General features: G+C 60.9%; 9 protein-coding genes. 4 read left to right on the top strand and 5 right to left on the bottom strand.

The features are described from left to right. Nucleotides 1-6: 6 nt before the first annotated feature. Nucleotides 7-1,245, top strand: a complete 1,239-nt coding sequence (gene codA, locus AO353_RS19755) for a cytosine deaminase (RefSeq protein WP_054596469.1) — start codon at nt 7-9, stop codon at nt 1,243-1,245. A gap of 108 nt (nt 1,246-1,353) precedes the next feature. Here codA and AO353_RS19750 read toward each other — a convergent pair whose 3' ends face one another. Together AO353_RS19750 and AO353_RS19745 are read right to left on the bottom strand one after the other, a co-directional pair. After that, complete coding sequence (locus tag AO353_RS19750; RefSeq protein ID WP_054596468.1) at nt 1,354-2,346, bottom strand: hypothetical protein; 993 nt, start codon at nt 2,344-2,346, stop codon at nt 1,354-1,356. After that, a complete protein-coding gene (locus AO353_RS19745; protein WP_081013768.1) occupies nt 2,294-3,610 on the bottom strand; it encodes an aromatic ring-hydroxylating oxygenase subunit alpha in 1,317 nt (438 codons plus the stop codon). Before AO353_RS19745 ends, AO353_RS19750 begins: the two co-directional genes overlap by 53 nt. A gap of 228 nt (nt 3,611-3,838) precedes the next feature. On the opposite strand from AO353_RS19745, the gene AO353_RS19740 reads away from it, so the two are divergent. Next, on the top strand, nt 3,839-4,990 hold the full coding sequence (locus tag AO353_RS19740; RefSeq protein ID WP_054596467.1) for an MFS transporter: 1,152 nt from the start codon (nt 3,839-3,841) through the stop codon (nt 4,988-4,990). Nucleotides 4,991-5,082: 92 nt separating this feature from the next. Here the strand turns inward: AO353_RS19740 and AO353_RS19735 are convergent, their stop codons facing one another. From AO353_RS19735 to AO353_RS19725, 3 genes are all read right to left on the bottom strand, one after another. Continuing rightward, nucleotides 5,083-5,790 carry a transporter gene (locus tag AO353_RS19735; RefSeq protein ID WP_081013871.1) on the bottom strand — a complete coding sequence of 236 codons (708 nt, stop codon included), beginning with the start codon at nt 5,788-5,790 and terminating at the stop codon, nt 5,083-5,085. Nucleotides 5,791-6,563: 773 nt separating this feature from the next. Then, entirely contained in the window at nt 6,564-11,342 is a 4,779-nt protein-coding gene (locus AO353_RS19730; RefSeq protein WP_054596466.1) for a hemagglutinin repeat-containing protein, read from the bottom strand. A 107-nt stretch (nt 11,343-11,449) separates the two neighbouring features. Further along, nucleotides 11,450-13,177 (bottom strand): ShlB/FhaC/HecB family hemolysin secretion/activation protein, encoded by a 1,728-nt coding sequence (locus AO353_RS19725; RefSeq protein ID WP_054596465.1) that lies wholly within the window; start codon nt 13,175-13,177, stop codon nt 11,450-11,452. A gap of 298 nt (nt 13,178-13,475) precedes the next feature. On the opposite strand from AO353_RS19725, the gene AO353_RS19720 reads away from it, so the two are divergent. Together AO353_RS19720 and AO353_RS19715 are read left to right on the top strand one after the other, a co-directional pair. After that, nucleotides 13,476-14,603: an HlyD family secretion protein gene (locus tag AO353_RS19720; RefSeq protein WP_054596464.1), complete on the top strand. Its 1,128-nt coding sequence runs from the start codon at nt 13,476-13,478 to the stop codon at nt 14,601-14,603. Next, complete coding sequence (locus AO353_RS19715; RefSeq protein WP_054596463.1) at nt 14,600-16,189, top strand: DHA2 family efflux MFS transporter permease subunit; 1,590 nt, start codon at nt 14,600-14,602, stop codon at nt 16,187-16,189. Before AO353_RS19720 ends, AO353_RS19715 begins: the two co-directional genes overlap by 4 nt. Nucleotide 16,190: the final 1 nt, after the last annotated feature.

The raw sequence follows: 16,190 nt of genomic DNA, 5'->3' as shown, positions 1-16,190 counted from the left end.
GCCCTCATGCACATCATCAACGCCCGCCTGCGCAACCATGAAGGCCTGCATGAACTGCACCTGGAAAACGGCCTGATCGCCAACATTGCCCGTCAGACCGAAGCGCCGACCCTCGGCCCCGAAGACCTCGATGCAGGTGGCAATCTGGTGGTGCCACCTTTCGTCGAGCCACACATCCACCTCGACGCGACGCTGACCGCCGGCGAACCGCGCTGGAACATGAGTGGCACGTTGTTCGACGGCATTGAATGCTGGGGCGAGCGCAAGGCGACCATCACCGCTGAAGACACCAAGACCCGCGCCAAAAAGACCATCAGCGCCCTCGCCGCCCACGGCATCCAGCATGTGCGCACCCACGTCGACGTTACTGACCCGCAGTTGACCGCGCTCAAGGCGATGCTTGAAGTGCGTGAAGAGAGTCGACACCTGATCGACCTGCAAATCGTCGCCTTCCCTCAGGAAGGCATCGAGTCCTATCGCAATGGCCGCGACTTGATGGAGGAAGCCATTCTCCTCGGTGCCGACGTGATCGGTGGCATTCCGCATTTCGAGTACACCCGCGATCAAGGTGTCAGTTCGGTGAAGTTCCTGATGGACCTCGCCGAGCGCACCGGCTGCCTGGTGGATGTGCATTGCGACGAAACCGACGACCCGCATTCGCGCTTTCTTGAAGTGTTGGCCGAAGAAGCCCGCAGCCGCGACATGGGTTCACGGGTGACCGCCAGCCACACCACGGCCATGGGCTCCTACGACAACGCTTATTGCGCCAAGCTCTTTCGCCTGCTCGGGCACTCGGGGATCAGTTTTGTTTCCTGCCCGACCGAAAGCATTCACCTGCAAGGTCGTTTCGACACGTTCCCGAAACGCCGAGGTGTCACCCGGGTCAACGAGTTGCTGGAAGCCGGGATGAACGTGTGTTTCGGTCAGGATTCGATCGTCGACCCGTGGTATCCGCTGGGCAACGGCAACATCCTGCGGGTGCTCGAAGCCGGCCTGCACATCTGCCACATGCTCGGTTACCGCAACCTGCAAACCGCGCTGGACCTGGTGACCGACAATAGCGCCAAGGCCATGGCCCTAGGCGATCGTTACGGACTGGAGCCGGGGCGTCCGGCGAACTTGCTGATTCTGTCGGCGGACAGCGATTACGAAGTGATCCGCAGCCAGGGCTTGCCGCTGTACTCGATTCGTGGCGGGAAAGTGTTGATGAAGCGGCAGATGCCGGTGGTCGAGTTTTTTGGCTGACCGGGCTGACGCCATCGCGGGCAAGCCTTGCGCCTACAAAGTTTGCGTGAACCTTCGTCATCCCCCGATCCGTAGGAGCAAGGCTTGCCCGCGATGGCGATTTCAAAATCAGGACATCAACCGCGCCGTCCCGAACAAACTGACTCGGCTGAGTTCGCCACCCTGCTCTTCGAGCAACACCGGTGCCGTACCGCCGGGCATAACCACCGCCACAGTCCCTGCCGTCACCCAACCGACACTCCACGCCGCGCAAGCCACCGCGCTGGCGCTGGTGCCGGACGACGCGGTCGGGCCTTCCCCACGCTCGAAGACCCGAGCAGCAATTCGACGCTCGGATTCCAGCCTCGCCCATTGCAGATTGACGCCTGCCACACAAGGCTCGCCAGTCCCGCACGGTGGCGCAAAAGCGATGCGCGTGAGGTCAGTCAACAACCCGGGTTCGCGCATCTGCTCATTACTCGGCAACGCCTCGGCATCCGCCACCAGCGTCACACAATGGGGATTGCCGATCCGCACGAACTGACTGTGAGCCCAAAGCGGATTCAGTTGTGCGAGCATCGGCACATGGCTCAACTCACGTTGATTCAGTGTCCGCGTCTCGAGCGCCTGAGCCCCCAGCGCATTCGGCCCGAAGGCCGGTTTGCCGAGGTCCAGCCAGAAACCCTGCACGCCGTCGACCTGCGCAGGCTCGACCGAGGTTTCGACAGGCGACACGGCATCGCTTTTGTCATGGTGAACCTTGAGCAGGCAACGCCCGTGCGCCGGCATCAAGCCCTGCTCGGTCAGCGCCTGGGCAAAAATCGTCAGGCCGTTGCCGCTGCGCTCGGCCAACGTCCCATCGGTGTTGACGATCAACAGGTCAAACGGTGGCGCCGCCTGAAACGGGCCGACCAGCAAGCCATCCGAACGGTGTTCCTTGGCACCGGCCGGTTGGGTGCCGGGAGCCCAGCTGCAAAACGCCTGGATGGCCGCAAGCGTCCAGTCGGCGCGCTGTTTAGCTGCCAGATCGGCCTGATCAGGCAGTTCAATACCCCGTTGGCGCAGTGTTTCAGGCGCCACAACCGCGTAGATATTCCCGCGAGCATCGTAAAACGTCGTCATGCAATGATCCTGAACCCGGCCAGAAAGGAACCGTTACTTTAGGCCCCGGCGCTCCGGATCGCACGTCTTCAGCAGCGATGATTGACAGCAACCGACAGGCAATCAGCGACTCGCAAACCGGCTCTAGCGCAGCCTGTATCGACCGATGAAAATGTTGCAGCGCCGGCTCGTTTTTACCGAAGGTCAAATGCTCCTGAGCCCCGGACGTGAAGCCTTTCTGCAGATGCTCACTGAGCTTGAAGTCTTCACCGTCCACCGTATCGATCAGCAGCGCCATATTCTTGTCCCAGAACTTACGCTCGCGCTCAGTCGTTGCAGCCCGTGGGGTATAGAGTGAAACCTCGGCTACACACTGGTCCACAGCCCCTGATCTGGATGGGAAGGCCCGCCAGATCTCAAGGTGATCGCCCTGCCAGAGTAAAAGCGTGTTGGGGAACAGCAGGTAGATGACGAGCGAATGCTTGAGCAAATTCCAGCGCTCCTCGGGACCGTCACGCATCTGGAGGATCGAACGCCGCGGCATGATCAACCGAGCGTTAAGGCCAAAGGCCTCGAACTGGCTGATAGCCGGCAAAAATATCGATAAAACCGTTGCCCGGTGCACAAACGGGAAATGCCAGTTTTCAAGAAAGGTATCAATCACGATTTTCCAGTTGAACGACCGGTGCAGGAGACGCGTTTCATAGTGCGCAAAACGCTGGAAATCGTACCCGGCGAGCTCATCATTCAGCGCGCCCCATCGAGCGTCGATATTGATCGTCATTCCCGGGGTTGGATGTACCCAGATCAAGCCATTGCGCTCGACCACCGACAACGCGACCAGATTGCGTTCGGTACGCTCCAGGCCATCAAAGCCGCCTGAGGGAGCCAACTGTACAAGCTTGCCATGCAAATCGTAGGTCCAGCCGTGATAGGGACAGGACAGCGAGGATGCCAAACGACCAGTGCCTTCCAGCAGTTTCGCCCCGCGATGCCGGCAGACATTGATCAAAGCGCTCAATCTGCCCTCTGCGGTTCGCACAACCACTATGGGCACACCAGACAAATCATCAGTCAAATAATCGCCCGGGTGAACCAGCCGGCAACTCAGCCCCATCAGCAACGGCCGTGCCCGAAACAACGCACGTTGCTCACGCTCCAATTGCTGCGTGCAGGTGTAAGACGACACCGGGTTCAACGACACCGAGTCCGCCATGCTGGTACCCCGTTCGTCGATCAGGCTGAAAATCTTTCTGGAAAGGGAAACCTGCGTTTGATGATCCATCATCGACTCCCGCTACTGGAGAAACGCAGACTCTTCTTGAGTCAGCGCGATGAAGCAGGCTTTGTTCTATGCGCAAAAACCGTCGCCGTAAACTGTAAGAAGTAACAGGTGCTTGTACGCTGACCTCGCCGGACTGCACCTGATATGCAAGGATGTTGCACTTTGCGCAGCGCCATAGCGCGGCAACAGCCCGCAGGATAGGCGCTGACGTTTTGGCCAAGGACTTTCATGACTGCCATCAACACCCAAACCCCACTCATACCCGGGCGCCTCGAACAGATGTCGACGCGCATCGCCTTCTTTATCGCAGGCTTCGGCGTCGCCGCATGGGCGCCGCTGGTGCCTTACGCCAAAGCCCGGGCCGGGCTCGATGACGGCACGCTCGGCTTGTTGTTGCTGTGCCTGGGAGTCGGTTCGATTCTGGCGATGCCGATGGCCGGTATGCTGGCCTCGCGCTTCGGCTGTCGACGGGTGCTCAGTGGCGGCACGCTGTTGATCTGCCTGGCACTGCCGCTGCTGGCGACGGTGTCGTCGATCCCGCTGCTGATCGCTGCGCTGTTCCTGTTCGGTGCCGGGTTGGGCACGGTGGATTCGACGGTAAACCTGCAAGCGGTGATCGTCGAGCGCGCCAGCGGCAAGACCATGATGTCGGGCTTTCACGGCTTGTTCAGCCTCGGCGGGATCGTTGGCGCGGCCGGTGTCAGCGCGCTGCTCGGCCTGGGCATTTCGCCGTTGGGCGCGACAGTGGTGGTGATCGTGTTTCTGCTGGTGTCGTTGCTCAAGGCTGCGCCCCACCTGTTGCCCTACGGCAGCGAAAGCTCGGGGCCGGCGTTCGCCATTCCCCATGGCGTGGTGCTGTTTATCGGCAGCCTGTGCTTTATCGTGTTCCTGGCCGAAGGCGCGGTGCTGGACTGGAGCGCGGTGTTCCTGACCTCAGAGCGTGATCTCGACACCGCGTATGCCGGACTGGGCTATGCCGCGTTTGCCTTGACCATGACGGTCGGACGGCTGATGGGCGATGCCATCGTGCATAAGCTGGGGGCCACGCGCGTGATCGTGTTTGGCGGTTTGACCGCGGCTGCCGGTTTGCTGCTGGCAACCTTGGCACCGGCCTGGGAAGCCGCGCTGATCGGTTATGCGCTGGTCGGGGTCGGGTGCTCGAACATCGTGCCGGTGCTGTACACCGCTGTCGGCAAACAGAACGTCATGCCGGAAAACATCGCCGTGCCTGCCATCACGACATTGGGGTATGCGGGAATCCTGGCCGGGCCTGCGGTGATCGGCTTTATCGCCCATGGCAGCAGCTTGAGTTTTGCCTTCGGATTGATCGCGGTGCTGCTGCTGGCAGTGGCGGTCGGTGGCAAGGTGTTGAAGGTTTGAATCAATAAAGCAAAAGATCGCAGCCTGCGATCTTTCACACCATCACCCGCCACAATGCACTGGCGGGTGAGGTGAACTGAACAGCCGGCTGTTTAAAAACGCAGCGTGGCACCGGTGGCCAGCCACCGTTCGCGGTCGTTGTTCAGGTGGCGTCCGACCACCAGATCGATATCAACCTTTTTGCCCAGATGCAGACGAGGTCCGGCCTGCCAGCCCTGATCTGCACCCTGCTGGCCGAAGCGTTCGGCAATCAGCGTCAGGGATTCGGCCAGCGCGTACTCAACGCCTGTGCCCCAGGTCCAGCTGCGTTTCTGTCTGCCGTCGTCGTATTCATGGGTCCAGCCGGTGCTGACGTTCAGGCGCAACGACTCGACAGGTTGATACGTCATGGGCAGGGTCAGGTCGGCGCCATCGAAGGAGTGGCGGCGGTTGAGGGCGAAGTTCGCGCCTGCGGCAAGGGCCACTTCCAGCCCCAGTTCGTCATCGCTGAACACCTGTGCCTTGATCTTCGGGCTGACTTGGGTCTCCCTGTCGCCATCGTCGTGGCCGTGGGACACCGCGGCGCCGAACTGCACCGAGGGCAGCGCCTTGAACGTGCAGTCCTGGGACAGCTCCGTTTCATGGTTCGACTGTTGGTGGCGCTGGCTTTTGTACCAGACGTCGACGTTGCATTCGCCGGGGGCGTTGATCGAACCGTCGTCGACCACATAGGGGCCGCCGGCGGCGTGGGCTTTGGAAGCGAGAGTCAGCAGGAGGGAGACGCCAACGGCCACTCCGACAAACACCAGGTTTTGTCGCATGACCCCGCGTTTGTGGGGAGACAGATCTTGAAGAAAAGCAGTGAATGAACCGGCCTCAACGGCCTGCGCAGTGATTTTCGAGTGGGCGGTCCGGACGGTGCGGCAAGGTGTGTAGTTTGGCATGATCGACCTTGAATACGTGTTCACGCAAATGCTCCTCATGCCTATAACGAGGAGGGTTTGCGACGGCTAAAGTTAATGTCTTCAACAATAAGGCAGTGCTCGGGCATTGAGAGTTACAACTAGGTTCTTCGGTCATCTTCGACGCTCCTGATCTTTCATTAATGGCCATGACGAGGCATGACTACCCAACTTGGCCGGACAGAATTCATTTCAACTTATGACAACTTTATTTCATCCGAAAACGTCTGCCACCGGCAACCAAACCTGCCTTGAAACCCATGCAGGCCGTCACCAACAGCGTTCACCATCAAAAAACCGGTTACACACTGATACACATCACGAAACATCAGCACACTTATTTCTGATAGGCGCACGTACAAACAAACACTACAAAAGTGCTTTATCAGCGATATCCTCCCAACTAAGGAGTCGCTCTTCGGATGCGCCGGAGTATATCCACCGAGTTACAGACTTGTCCGCACTCAACAGAGAACACGCACTGTTTTCTGAATGATGTTCAGGTAGCCGACAGAAATAATAAGTGAACTTATTAGTTACCGCAGTCGAAAGCAAAGCCCCCCTCCTGTTGCCAGGAGAGGGGCTTTGTCGTTAGCGCAGGCCAGTGATACCGGTCACCGGCCTGATCCGGTTTAGAGGCTTTTCTCGTCGATACCGGCTTGCAGCACCTGAGTCTCGTAATGGCCACCGGCGCTCAGCGGGCCGAGGTTGAACTTGCGATCCTTGGCCGTGGCGGCGTCAGGCGTTTGGGTGAGTTCGTCCTTGGCGCCGGTCGCCAGGTTGACCGCAGACTTGGACAGATTGAGGCCAACATCGGCCCGGTAGTCGCTGCCGCTGAGGCTGGTACTGGTGACCCTGGAACCGCCCAGATCCACCGAACCTTCCTTGGCAGAAATCCGTGCACCGGTCAGTTGTGTTTCCCCACCGACCCGAAGGTCGACGCCTTGGCTGCCGCTGATGCCGGACGCCTGGGTAACGCTGTTTTTGCTGGTGTGGCTGACGTCCAGGTACAGCGTCGGGGTGTACGAGGTTGCACCGCTCTTGTCGCCGAACAGCGCGCTTTGGGTAGCGTCGGCGACCTTGCTGCCGGCGGAGTCTTTCGCGTTGAGCGAATAACTGCCACTGCGGGTCAGTGAGTCCTTGGCCGAGGCCAGCCCCTCGACACTTTTATCGACGGCAGTTTCCAGTTTGTCGCGATGGCTGTCGAAAGCCTCCTGGGCCTTGCCCTCAACCTTGTCCTTGAGCGGGCCGGTGGTCTTGGCCAGTTTGCCGACGGCGCCTGGCTGATTTTTCTCTGCATTCAAACGCAGATCGATACCAACCTTGACGCTGCTTTCATGGTCTTGACGACTTTCGAGCGTGAGATCACCACCAACCTGGCCGCTGACCTGTTTGGCGTCGATGCGGGCACCGGCCAACCGGGTGTCGCCAGCGCTGTTCAGCACCACGCTGTCAGCCTGGATGTGGCTGTTTTTCTGGGTGGTGCCGTTGCGGTTGTCGACGTCGATTTTCGCTCGCGCGTCGAAGCCATGGCCGCTCTTGGCAACGTCCTGATCGTTGGTCGCCGACGGTGTGGACTTGCTCGCATTACCGCCAGCGCCGAGGGTCAGTCCCCAATTGTTGATGGCCTGAGTCGATTGCGTCGACTCCAGATAGATCCCGCCCTGCTGAGCATCAAGGGTCACGCTTGGCGCACTGACCTGAGTGCCTTGCAGGTGGATCGCATCAGCAGCGCTGGAGCCGCTGCTCAGCAGCACCGGGCCCTGGCTGTTCAGACTGCCACCCTTCAGGCTCTGGCTGTTTTCGCCGACCCGGCCGATGTTGAAATTGGCACTCAGGTTGCCATTCAAGCCGCTGCTTTTCTCGGTACTGCTTTTACCGCCACCGAGATTGAGGCCACCGCCCAGGTTGCTGCCATTGGCGCTGTGAGTGTCCGTCGCGGCTTGCAGATCGAGCTTGCCACCGGAATTCAGCGAGATGTCAGTCGCCTTGTTCACCACCGTGCCGATGGTGGCGCCTTGCAGCACTTGATCACCGCCACTGCTCAACTGCACCGGACCTTTGCCCTGAATACTCGCGACCCGGGCCTGGCTGTCGTCGGTCTGGTTGGCCTTGTGATCGAGTTGGAAACCGGCGCCCAGATTGACGTTGCTGCCTTCGGCGCCGGGATTGGTGCCGACCGTCAGCGAGCCATCGCCACGCAGGCTGGAGGTGTTGCCGCTCTGATGGTCATTGGCCTGATTCAGCGCCAGATTGCCGCCGGTCTTGATCGCCACACCGCCCTGCCCGCCGTTGAACTGACTGCCTTCGTACTGGCCATCACCGCGCAGATCGATCTTCACGCCCTGATTGCCGGCATAGCTGCCGACCACGGCTTTGGAGCTGGTCTCGGAAGTCTGGCGACTACCACCCGCCCCGCTGCCGCGCACGTTCACGTCTTCGCCGGTGGTGGTGTAGACGCGAACGCCGACCTTGGCATCCACCGATTGCTCGCTGCTGCTGTGAGTGTTGGCGGCCGCCGTCGCGACCTGACTGTCAGCCTTGATCGTCAACGCGCCGTCGGTTGCACGGTATTGGCTGCCCTGATCCTTCAATTCACCGGCCACCTGAACGCCAACCGCCCCGCCCTTGAACTGGCTGACCACAGCGTTGCTGTTTTGCTCGCTACGGCTGTTGTTCGAATGACCGACCTCGACATCGATGCCGACATTCGGCTGCGTGAGGTTATCCAGCAAACCCGGTTGCTGAACCTTGCTCTGGGCCACGCCTTCAATGGCTTTGGCAACAGGCCGGGCGATGCCTTTGTACTCGACGTTGGCACCGACATCGACCGACCAGTTGTTCTCTTTGTGGGAGCTGCTGTCGGTGTTATCGGCAGCCTGATTGTCGACCCGCCCCGCCGTAACCTGAAGCGTCGAACCGGCGGCAACCTGCGCGCCCTGGGTGGTCAGCGTGCCGTTGCCGGCGTTGATCTGCAGCTTGCCGCTGCTCTCGACACCGGTGGTGCGAGCCGTGGTTTTGGCGGTGTTGTCCTGACTGCTGCCGTGGGCGAAATCGACGCCGCTGCCGGCGCGATCCAGACCACCGGTGTAGTAGAAACCGCCAGCGTTGCGAGTGGTGTCCGTGGTGCTGGAGGTGCTGTCGTGTTCAGCCAACAGCGCAACGTTCTGCCCACTGAGGCTGACATCCCCGGCACTGGCTTTGACCTTGGCGCCGTTGAGGATCAGGTCGCCGCCCGCCGCCAGTTGGACGTTGGCACCGGTCAGGCTTGAGCCCTGTTGACGGGTGTCGTTGGCAGTGGTGGTTTGTTGTTTGTCTTCATAGTGAATGCCGGCGCGGTACTGACCGGCGCCTGGCGCGTTCTCCCTGGCATAAGCGTCGAAACCACGATTCTGGCTCGAGGTGCTGCTGTCGGAAGTGTCCTGGGCCGAGCTGACTGTCAACGTGCCCGTCGCGTCCGCACTCAGCGAACCACCGGCCGAGACCGTGGCGCCGACCACGTCGATGTCCTTGGCGCTCTTGAGTGCAAGGTTACTGTCGGAACTCAGCTGGCTGCTGACGGTGGTGCTGCCCTTGAGGTTCTGGCGGCTTTCATCCTTGGCGATGCCAAAGAATTTGCTGTCCTTGTCATGGCTGTTGCTGTGCGAGGTGTTCTGCACGCCATCGATAGTCAGCGAGCCTTTGTCGCTGATGACACTCGCCTCGGTCCGGCCACGCACCTGGCTGCCGCTGATACGCACGTCGTCAGCCTTGACGATCAATTTGCCGTCGGCGTTGATCTTGCTGCCCTGATTCAGGGTCTTGCCCTGATCGGCATCGCCGGTCTTGCCGAAGAACCCGCCACCGACCAGATCGCCCGAGTACCCGTTCTTGCTGCTGCGTTGCGTACGGCTGGCGCTGCCGATCTCGACCTGTTTGCCAGCAAGGTGAATGTCGCCCTTGCTGCTCAGCTCCGCGCCTTGGGAAGACAGCAACTCGCCGCTGCTGATCGCAATGTTTTTACCCGCCTTCAACTGGCTGGTGACGCTGCGTTGCTCTTCGCTGCTGTTGTTCCAATCGGCCTTCCACAAGTGCTTGCGGTGCTTACCCTGATCGGTCTGGGTACGGGTTTCGATGGCTGCTGTCAGGCGCAGATCAGCACCGCTGTCGACCTTCAGGGTTTCGCCGGCCTCGACCTTGGCGGCCTTGAGTTCGGTGCTGGCGCCGGCCTTGAGTTCGGCAGTGTGACTGGCCACGACCTGGCTGCCGTGCTGACGCGAGTCGCTGTCGGTCTGGGTTCGGTCGTAGGTTTCCCAGGTGATGCCGATGGTGTTGTTGTTCCAGTTCTCGCGTTTCTCCTGAAGCTTGCGCGCTTCAACGCTGCTCAGCGTGAGGTTGCGCCCGGCGTCGAGCTTGACGTTGCGGCCACTGACATCCGCCGCCGCCAAGGTCAGGTCCTTGTCACCGCGCAACGCAACATCACCCTGGCTGCTGCGTACCGCGCTGCGGGTGACGTCGAGGCTGTTGGGCAGTGCCTGGCCGCTGATCTGCAAGTCACCCGCGGATTGAATCTTCACGCCGTCATGGCCTTCAACCTGGACCGGGCCGACCCGCACACCCGCGCCTTCGGCGGTGCTGACAATGTTGATGCGTCCGGCCTGCATGGCACCGAACAGGCTGGCATCGATGCGCGAATCCTGAGTGGCGCCGGCAGGATCGACGCTGCGCACCTGACCACTGGGGTAATCCAGCTGATTGCGGCCGGCAGTCAGGTTCAACTGGTCGCGCGCATCGATGCGGCCCTGGCTGTCGATGCGCGGGGCGATCAGGTTGATGCTGCCTTCGCGGTTCGTCAGGCCCTGGCCCTGGATCTGCAATTGGCCGGTGGCGTCACGGGTGTTGAGCCCCTGCAATTTACCGTCGTTCAGCTCGGGACGACCGACCACCAGGTTGGCATTCGGAGTGTTGATGAAGCTGCCGCCATTGACCGAGATACCGTTCGGGTTGGCCAGCACATAGTCGGCCGGGCGCCCGAAAATCTCCTGCGCGCCGTTGACGGCCGAGGCATTACGGCTGATCACTTCGTTGAGGATCACGCTCGCTGCTTGACCCTGAAACTGCGGGTTGGCGGCCAATTGCCCGGCGAGTTGCGATTGCCCGGCTTGCAGGGCGTTGTTCAACACCAGCCCCTGCCGGTCGACGTTGTAATCGAGAAACTGGTTATGCGACAGACCGGCGCCATTGGGTGCAACGATATTGACGATTGGTACACCAGCCTGATTTTGCAGCTGCGGGGTGCCGCCTGGACCGGGTGCGACCGTCAAGCCACCGGCAAACGCCTGAGGCAATTGGGCAACGAGAAACAGGCTGGCAATCGCCCAACGCAACTTGCCCCGAGGGGAAAGGTGAAACGCGAACTTTTCTATCGGCATGAGAACCTCTCAATAAATTGACTGAATCAAGTTGCGCGTTGGGGAGTGCGCCGCTGCTGTCGCGCTCAGATACCGCGGCTGTTTCAGGCTGTCGGGGATGACGGTTTTCATATCTGCAGGCCCAGGCGCATCAGCCAGGTTTCGGGTTCATTCCCAAAGCCTTTGGGTGTGTTGAGGCTGCGTTGGTAGTCGATGTCGACTTGCAGGTTTTTCCAGCTCAGGTTGAGCCCGGCACTGGCACCGCTCAGCCGTTGGCCTGGAGCGCCGTGCTCGGCCTTGAGCCAACCGTTGTCCAGGCCCAGGCGTGGGGTGATTTGCACCGGCAGGCCGCTGTTCAGTGGCAAGCGCAAGGTGTTGCGCCAGATCGCTCCGCTGGCGCCGGATGCGCTGTTCTCTCGGTAGCCACGAACAGCGGAGTCGTCGGTACCCAGCAGTTGTTCGATGGCCGGCAGCGGGTCGGGGCTGTATTGCAGCGAGAGCTGGCTCTGCCACTGCCAGGCTTGCCCGGCGAACTGGCCATTGCGCCACTGGCTGAGGTTCGCGCGGTATTTGCGAAACTGCGCCTTGGGCAGGTTGCTGTTCTGGCGCTGGGCATCGTCGTCCGCCCCCAACCAACGCAGCCCCTGGGCATAGTTGATGTCGAGGTTCCACACCGCGCTGTTGAGCCAGAACAGGTTCAACCCGGCTTCGGCCACGGTCAGCGTCGGGCTCTGAATGCCGAGGCGAATGTTCTCCAGATAACTGTCGACGTCCTTGTGCGCCAGTTGCAGGCTGGCGCTGAGCTGATGCCCCTGATCACGCCACAACACACGGTCGGCGCGCAGGCTGAGCTGGTCGGTCAACCCGCGGCTATACAGCGTGGTGCTGCTGAGTTTGAACGGTGCACGGTATTCGGCATGGCTGGCGAACAGGCTGTACGTCCAGTAACCGTACGGAATGGCGTAATACAGGCTGGCGTTGCGGCTATATCGCGGGCCGTGGTTGAGGGTGTCGCTGAGATTGATGCTGAGCAAATCGTTGAGCTGCAACGGGCTGTCCAGACTCAGGCTCAAGGTGTCGCGATCGCGCCCGGTGCTGGCGCTGCCAAGGTTGTCCAGTCCCAACCCCAAGGCCCAGCGTGAGGCGGCGCTGCTGCGCGAACGCAAAATGATCCGCGAGGCACCGGGCTGGCTGCCGGGGGCGATGTCGGCCGTCAGATCGAGTGAGCGCAAGCGGTTCAACTGATCCAGGCCCTGCTCCAGATCGCGCAGGTTCAGCGGCTTGCCGAGCATGCCGGGAAAGGCCCCGCCCAGTGCGACCGGCAAGCTCTGATCCTGCAGTTCGATGGACTCGACGTAACCTTCATCAACCCGGATATCCAGCGACTGGCCGGCTGCCGGGGCGCTGACCAGGTACGGTCGACTGGCGATGTAACCGGCGTCGACGTACAAGCGGGTAATGGTCGCCAGCAGATGATTGATCTGGCCGACACCCATGCACGAAGCGATCTGTGGCTTGAGTTGCTCATTCAGTTCATGACGGTTCAACAAGGTGACGCCGCCAATGCGCGTCCCGCTCAAGGGCCAGCAACGTTCATCGGCAGTGACCTGCGCGGGCAACGCCGGAGTACTTGGCGCCGGCCCAAAGCTGCCGCGTTGCAATTGGCGGCGACGTTGTTCCAGTTGCAGTTGTTGCAGATCGCGTTGTTGCTGCTGTTGCTGGCGCAGCCCTTCCTGGCCGAGTGCCGAGGGTTCTGCAGCCTGGAGCGCAGCGATGCTCAGGCTCAGCAGCGCGGCCAACAAACGTGGAAAGAAGGGGGTGGAAAAACGCGGGACAACGGAAAGCGAAAACGGCACTCAACATCCTTGCATTCGATTAACCGGCCTAATGCCACGCTATCAATTGGCGTGATAGTCAAACCCTGACTACACAAATGCAAGACGTTGCCTACGTCGTATTTAATAATTAAACATCACTACAGTTTTTGCCGATCAGGCCGTGCGGCTCGCACGCCCGCTCAAAAACACCGCCTATAAAAAGTCTCCACCCAGATGACCGGCAACCGACGAGCGGCCGGAAAAATCATTTGTCAGAAAATATTACTTGCATCATATTATGATCGTAATAACGACTGCTACCCCATAGGGGATTGCCATGACCAACCTGAACGCCGTTGATCCTTCCCTTGCCGTGCAACCTGCGCGCCCGCCTCTGCTCAAGCGCCCACTGCTCGCCGTTGCGGGCCTCTTTGCCCTGGCGTTGATCGCCCTCTACGGTTCGCACTGGTGGACCAGCGGCCGCTTCATCGAAGAAACCGACGACGCCTACATCGGTGGCGACGTGACGGTGATCGGGCCGAAAGTCGCCGGTTATGTCGAAGAAGTGCTGGTGACCGACAACCAACGCGTCAAGACTGGCGACCTGCTGATCCGCCTTGATTCACGCGACTATCGCGCCAGCCTGGCCAAGGCCGAAGGCGCCGTTGCGGCGCAAGAAGCGCTGCTCGCCAATCTCGATGCCACGGAGCAATTGCAGCATGCAGTGATCGGTCAGGCGCGTGCCGGGATCGATGCCGCCGGTGCGGAAACCGCCCGCTCGCGGGATGACAATGCCCGCTACAAAAAGCTGGTCGGCAGTAATGCAGTGTCGGTGGAAAGTGCGCAACGCGCCGATGCCACCTTCAAGACGGCTCAAGCGCTGAGTGCCAGGGCACAAGCCGAGTTACTCGCAACGCAGCGGCAGCTCGACGTGATCGCCACCCGCAAGCAACAAGCCAAGGCGGCGTTGATGCAGGCGCGTGCCGAACGTGATTTGGCCCAGCTGAACCTCGGCTACACCGAACTGCGCGCGCCGGTCGACGGGGTGATCGGCAACCGTCGGGCGCGGGTTGGCGCCTATGCCCAGGCCGGTTCGCAACTGCTCTCGGTGGTGCCGGCCAGCGGACTCTGGGTCGACGCCAACTTCAAGGAAGATCAGCTCGCGCACATGGTGCCGGGGCAGCGCGTGAGCATTCATGCCGATGTGCTTTCGGGCCGAGAATTCCATGGCCATCTGGACAGCCTGGCGCCAGCCACTGGCGCGCAGTTCAGTGTGTTGCCACCAGAAAACGCCACCGGTAACTTCACCAAAATCGTCCAGCGAGTGCCGGTGCGGATCCTCCTCGATCCGGCCGACGGCGTGCTCGGCCAATTACGTCCGGGGCTGTCGGTGACCGCCTCGGTTGATACCAAAACCGCGCCCAAGGAAACCACCGTTGCCATAGCCCGGGCCAGCGCACCATGAGCCGCGCCCTCACCGCCCAGGCAGTACCGTTCAATGCCGCGAACATGGCAACGGCGACCAAAGTGTTTGCCTTCGCCACGATGTGCATCGGCATGTTCATCGCGCTGCTGGATATCCAGATTGTTTCAGCCTCGCTGCGTGACATCGGCGGCGGGCTCTCGGCCGGTACCGACGAAACCGCCTGGGTGCAAACCAGCTACCTGATCGCTGAAATCATCGTGATTCCGCTGTCAGGGTGGTTGTCGCGGGTGTTTTCCACCCGTTGGCTATTCTGCGTCTCAGCGGTTGGTTTCACCCTGGCCAGCTTGCTCTGCGGCGCGGCCTGGAACATCCAGAGCATGATCGCCTTCCGCGCCCTGCAAGGTTTTCTTGGCGGCTCGATGATCCCGCTGGTGTTCACCACGGCATTCTTTTTCTTCACCGGCAAACAACGGGTGATCGCTGCCGCGACCATCGGTGCAGTGGCCTCATTGGCGCCGACCCTGGGGCCGGTGATTGGCGGCTGGATCACCGACGTGTCGTCCTGGCACTGGCTGTTCTACATCAACCTGGTACCGGGGATTTTCGTCGCCGTCGCGGTGCCGATGCTGGTGAAAATCGACCAGCCGGAATTGTCCCTGCTCAAGGGCGCGGATTACCTGAGCATGGTGTTCATGGCGCTGTTTCTCGGGTGCCTGGAATACACCCTGGAGGAAGGTCCGCGCTGGAACTGGTTCAGCGACCAGACGATTCTGACCACCGCGTGGATTTCCGGGCTGGCGGGCCTGGCGTTTATCGGCCGGAGCTTGCACGTCAACAATCCAATCGTTGATCTGCGGGCGCTGAAAGACCGCAACTTTGCCCTCGGCTGCTTCTTTTCATTTGTCACCGGGATCGGTCTGTTCGCGACCATTTACCTGACACCGCTGTTCCTCGGCCGGGTGCGCGGTTATGGGGCACTGGACATTGGTCTGGCAGTGTTTTCCACCGGGGTGTTCCAGATCATGGCGATTCCGCTGTATGCCTTTCTGGCCAACCGCGTCGACCTGCGCTGGATCATGATGACCGGCCTTGGGCTGTTCGCATTATCGATGTGGGACTTCAGCCCGATCACCCATGACTGGGGCGCGCGGGAGTTGATACTGCCGCAAGCGTTGCGCGGAATTGCCCAGCAATTGGCGGTGCCACCGGCGGTGACGCTGACCCTGGGCGGGCTGGCCCCGGCGCGGTTGAAGCACGCATCGGGGTTGTTCAACCTGATGCGCAACCTGGGAGGTGCGATTGGTATTGCCGCCTGCGCGACGATCCTAAATGACCGCACCAACCTGCACTTCACGCGACTGGCCGAGCACCTCAACAGCAGCAATGAAGCCATGAACCAGTGGCTGTCACAGGTCGGCAGCAACTTCGCCGCCCTGGGTCAGAGCGGCGACGCGGGCGTGACAGCCAGCCTGCACCAACTGTGGCTGCTGACCTACCGCGAAGCCCAGACGCAAACCTATGGCGACGCGTTTTTGATGATCATGCTGTGCTTTATCGTCGCCACCGCCATGGTGCCACTGATGCGCAAGGTGGCACCGCCCGCGGCGCCCGTGGCCGATCACTGAG

Source organism: Pseudomonas fluorescens (assembly GCF_001307155.1).
GTDB lineage: Bacteria > Pseudomonadota > Gammaproteobacteria > Pseudomonadales > Pseudomonadaceae > Aquipseudomonas > Aquipseudomonas helvetica.
This window is presented reverse-complemented; position numbering and strand designations above follow the sequence as displayed.

Bases quoted from the DNA above. Each gene is read 5' to 3' on its own strand.
- AO353_RS19730 (WP_054596466.1), bottom strand. From the start codon at position 11,342: ATGCCGATAGAAAAGTTCGCGTTTCACCTTTCCCCTCGGGGCAAGTTG.
- AO353_RS19750 (WP_054596468.1), bottom strand. From the start codon at position 2,346: ATGACGACGTTTTACGATGCTCGCGGGAATATCTACGCGGTTGTGGCG.
- AO353_RS19735 (WP_081013871.1), bottom strand. From the start codon at position 5,790: ATGCGACAAAACCTGGTGTTTGTCGGAGTGGCCGTTGGCGTCTCCCTC.
- AO353_RS19715 (WP_054596463.1), top strand. From the start codon at position 14,600: ATGAGCCGCGCCCTCACCGCCCAGGCAGTACCGTTCAATGCCGCGAAC.
- codA (WP_054596469.1), top strand. From the start codon at position 7: ATGCACATCATCAACGCCCGCCTGCGCAACCATGAAGGCCTGCATGAA.
- AO353_RS19745 (WP_081013768.1), bottom strand. From the start codon at position 3,610: ATGGATCATCAAACGCAGGTTTCCCTTTCCAGAAAGATTTTCAGCCTG.
- AO353_RS19740 (WP_054596467.1), top strand. From the start codon at position 3,839: ATGACTGCCATCAACACCCAAACCCCACTCATACCCGGGCGCCTCGAA.
- AO353_RS19720 (WP_054596464.1), top strand. From the start codon at position 13,476: ATGACCAACCTGAACGCCGTTGATCCTTCCCTTGCCGTGCAACCTGCG.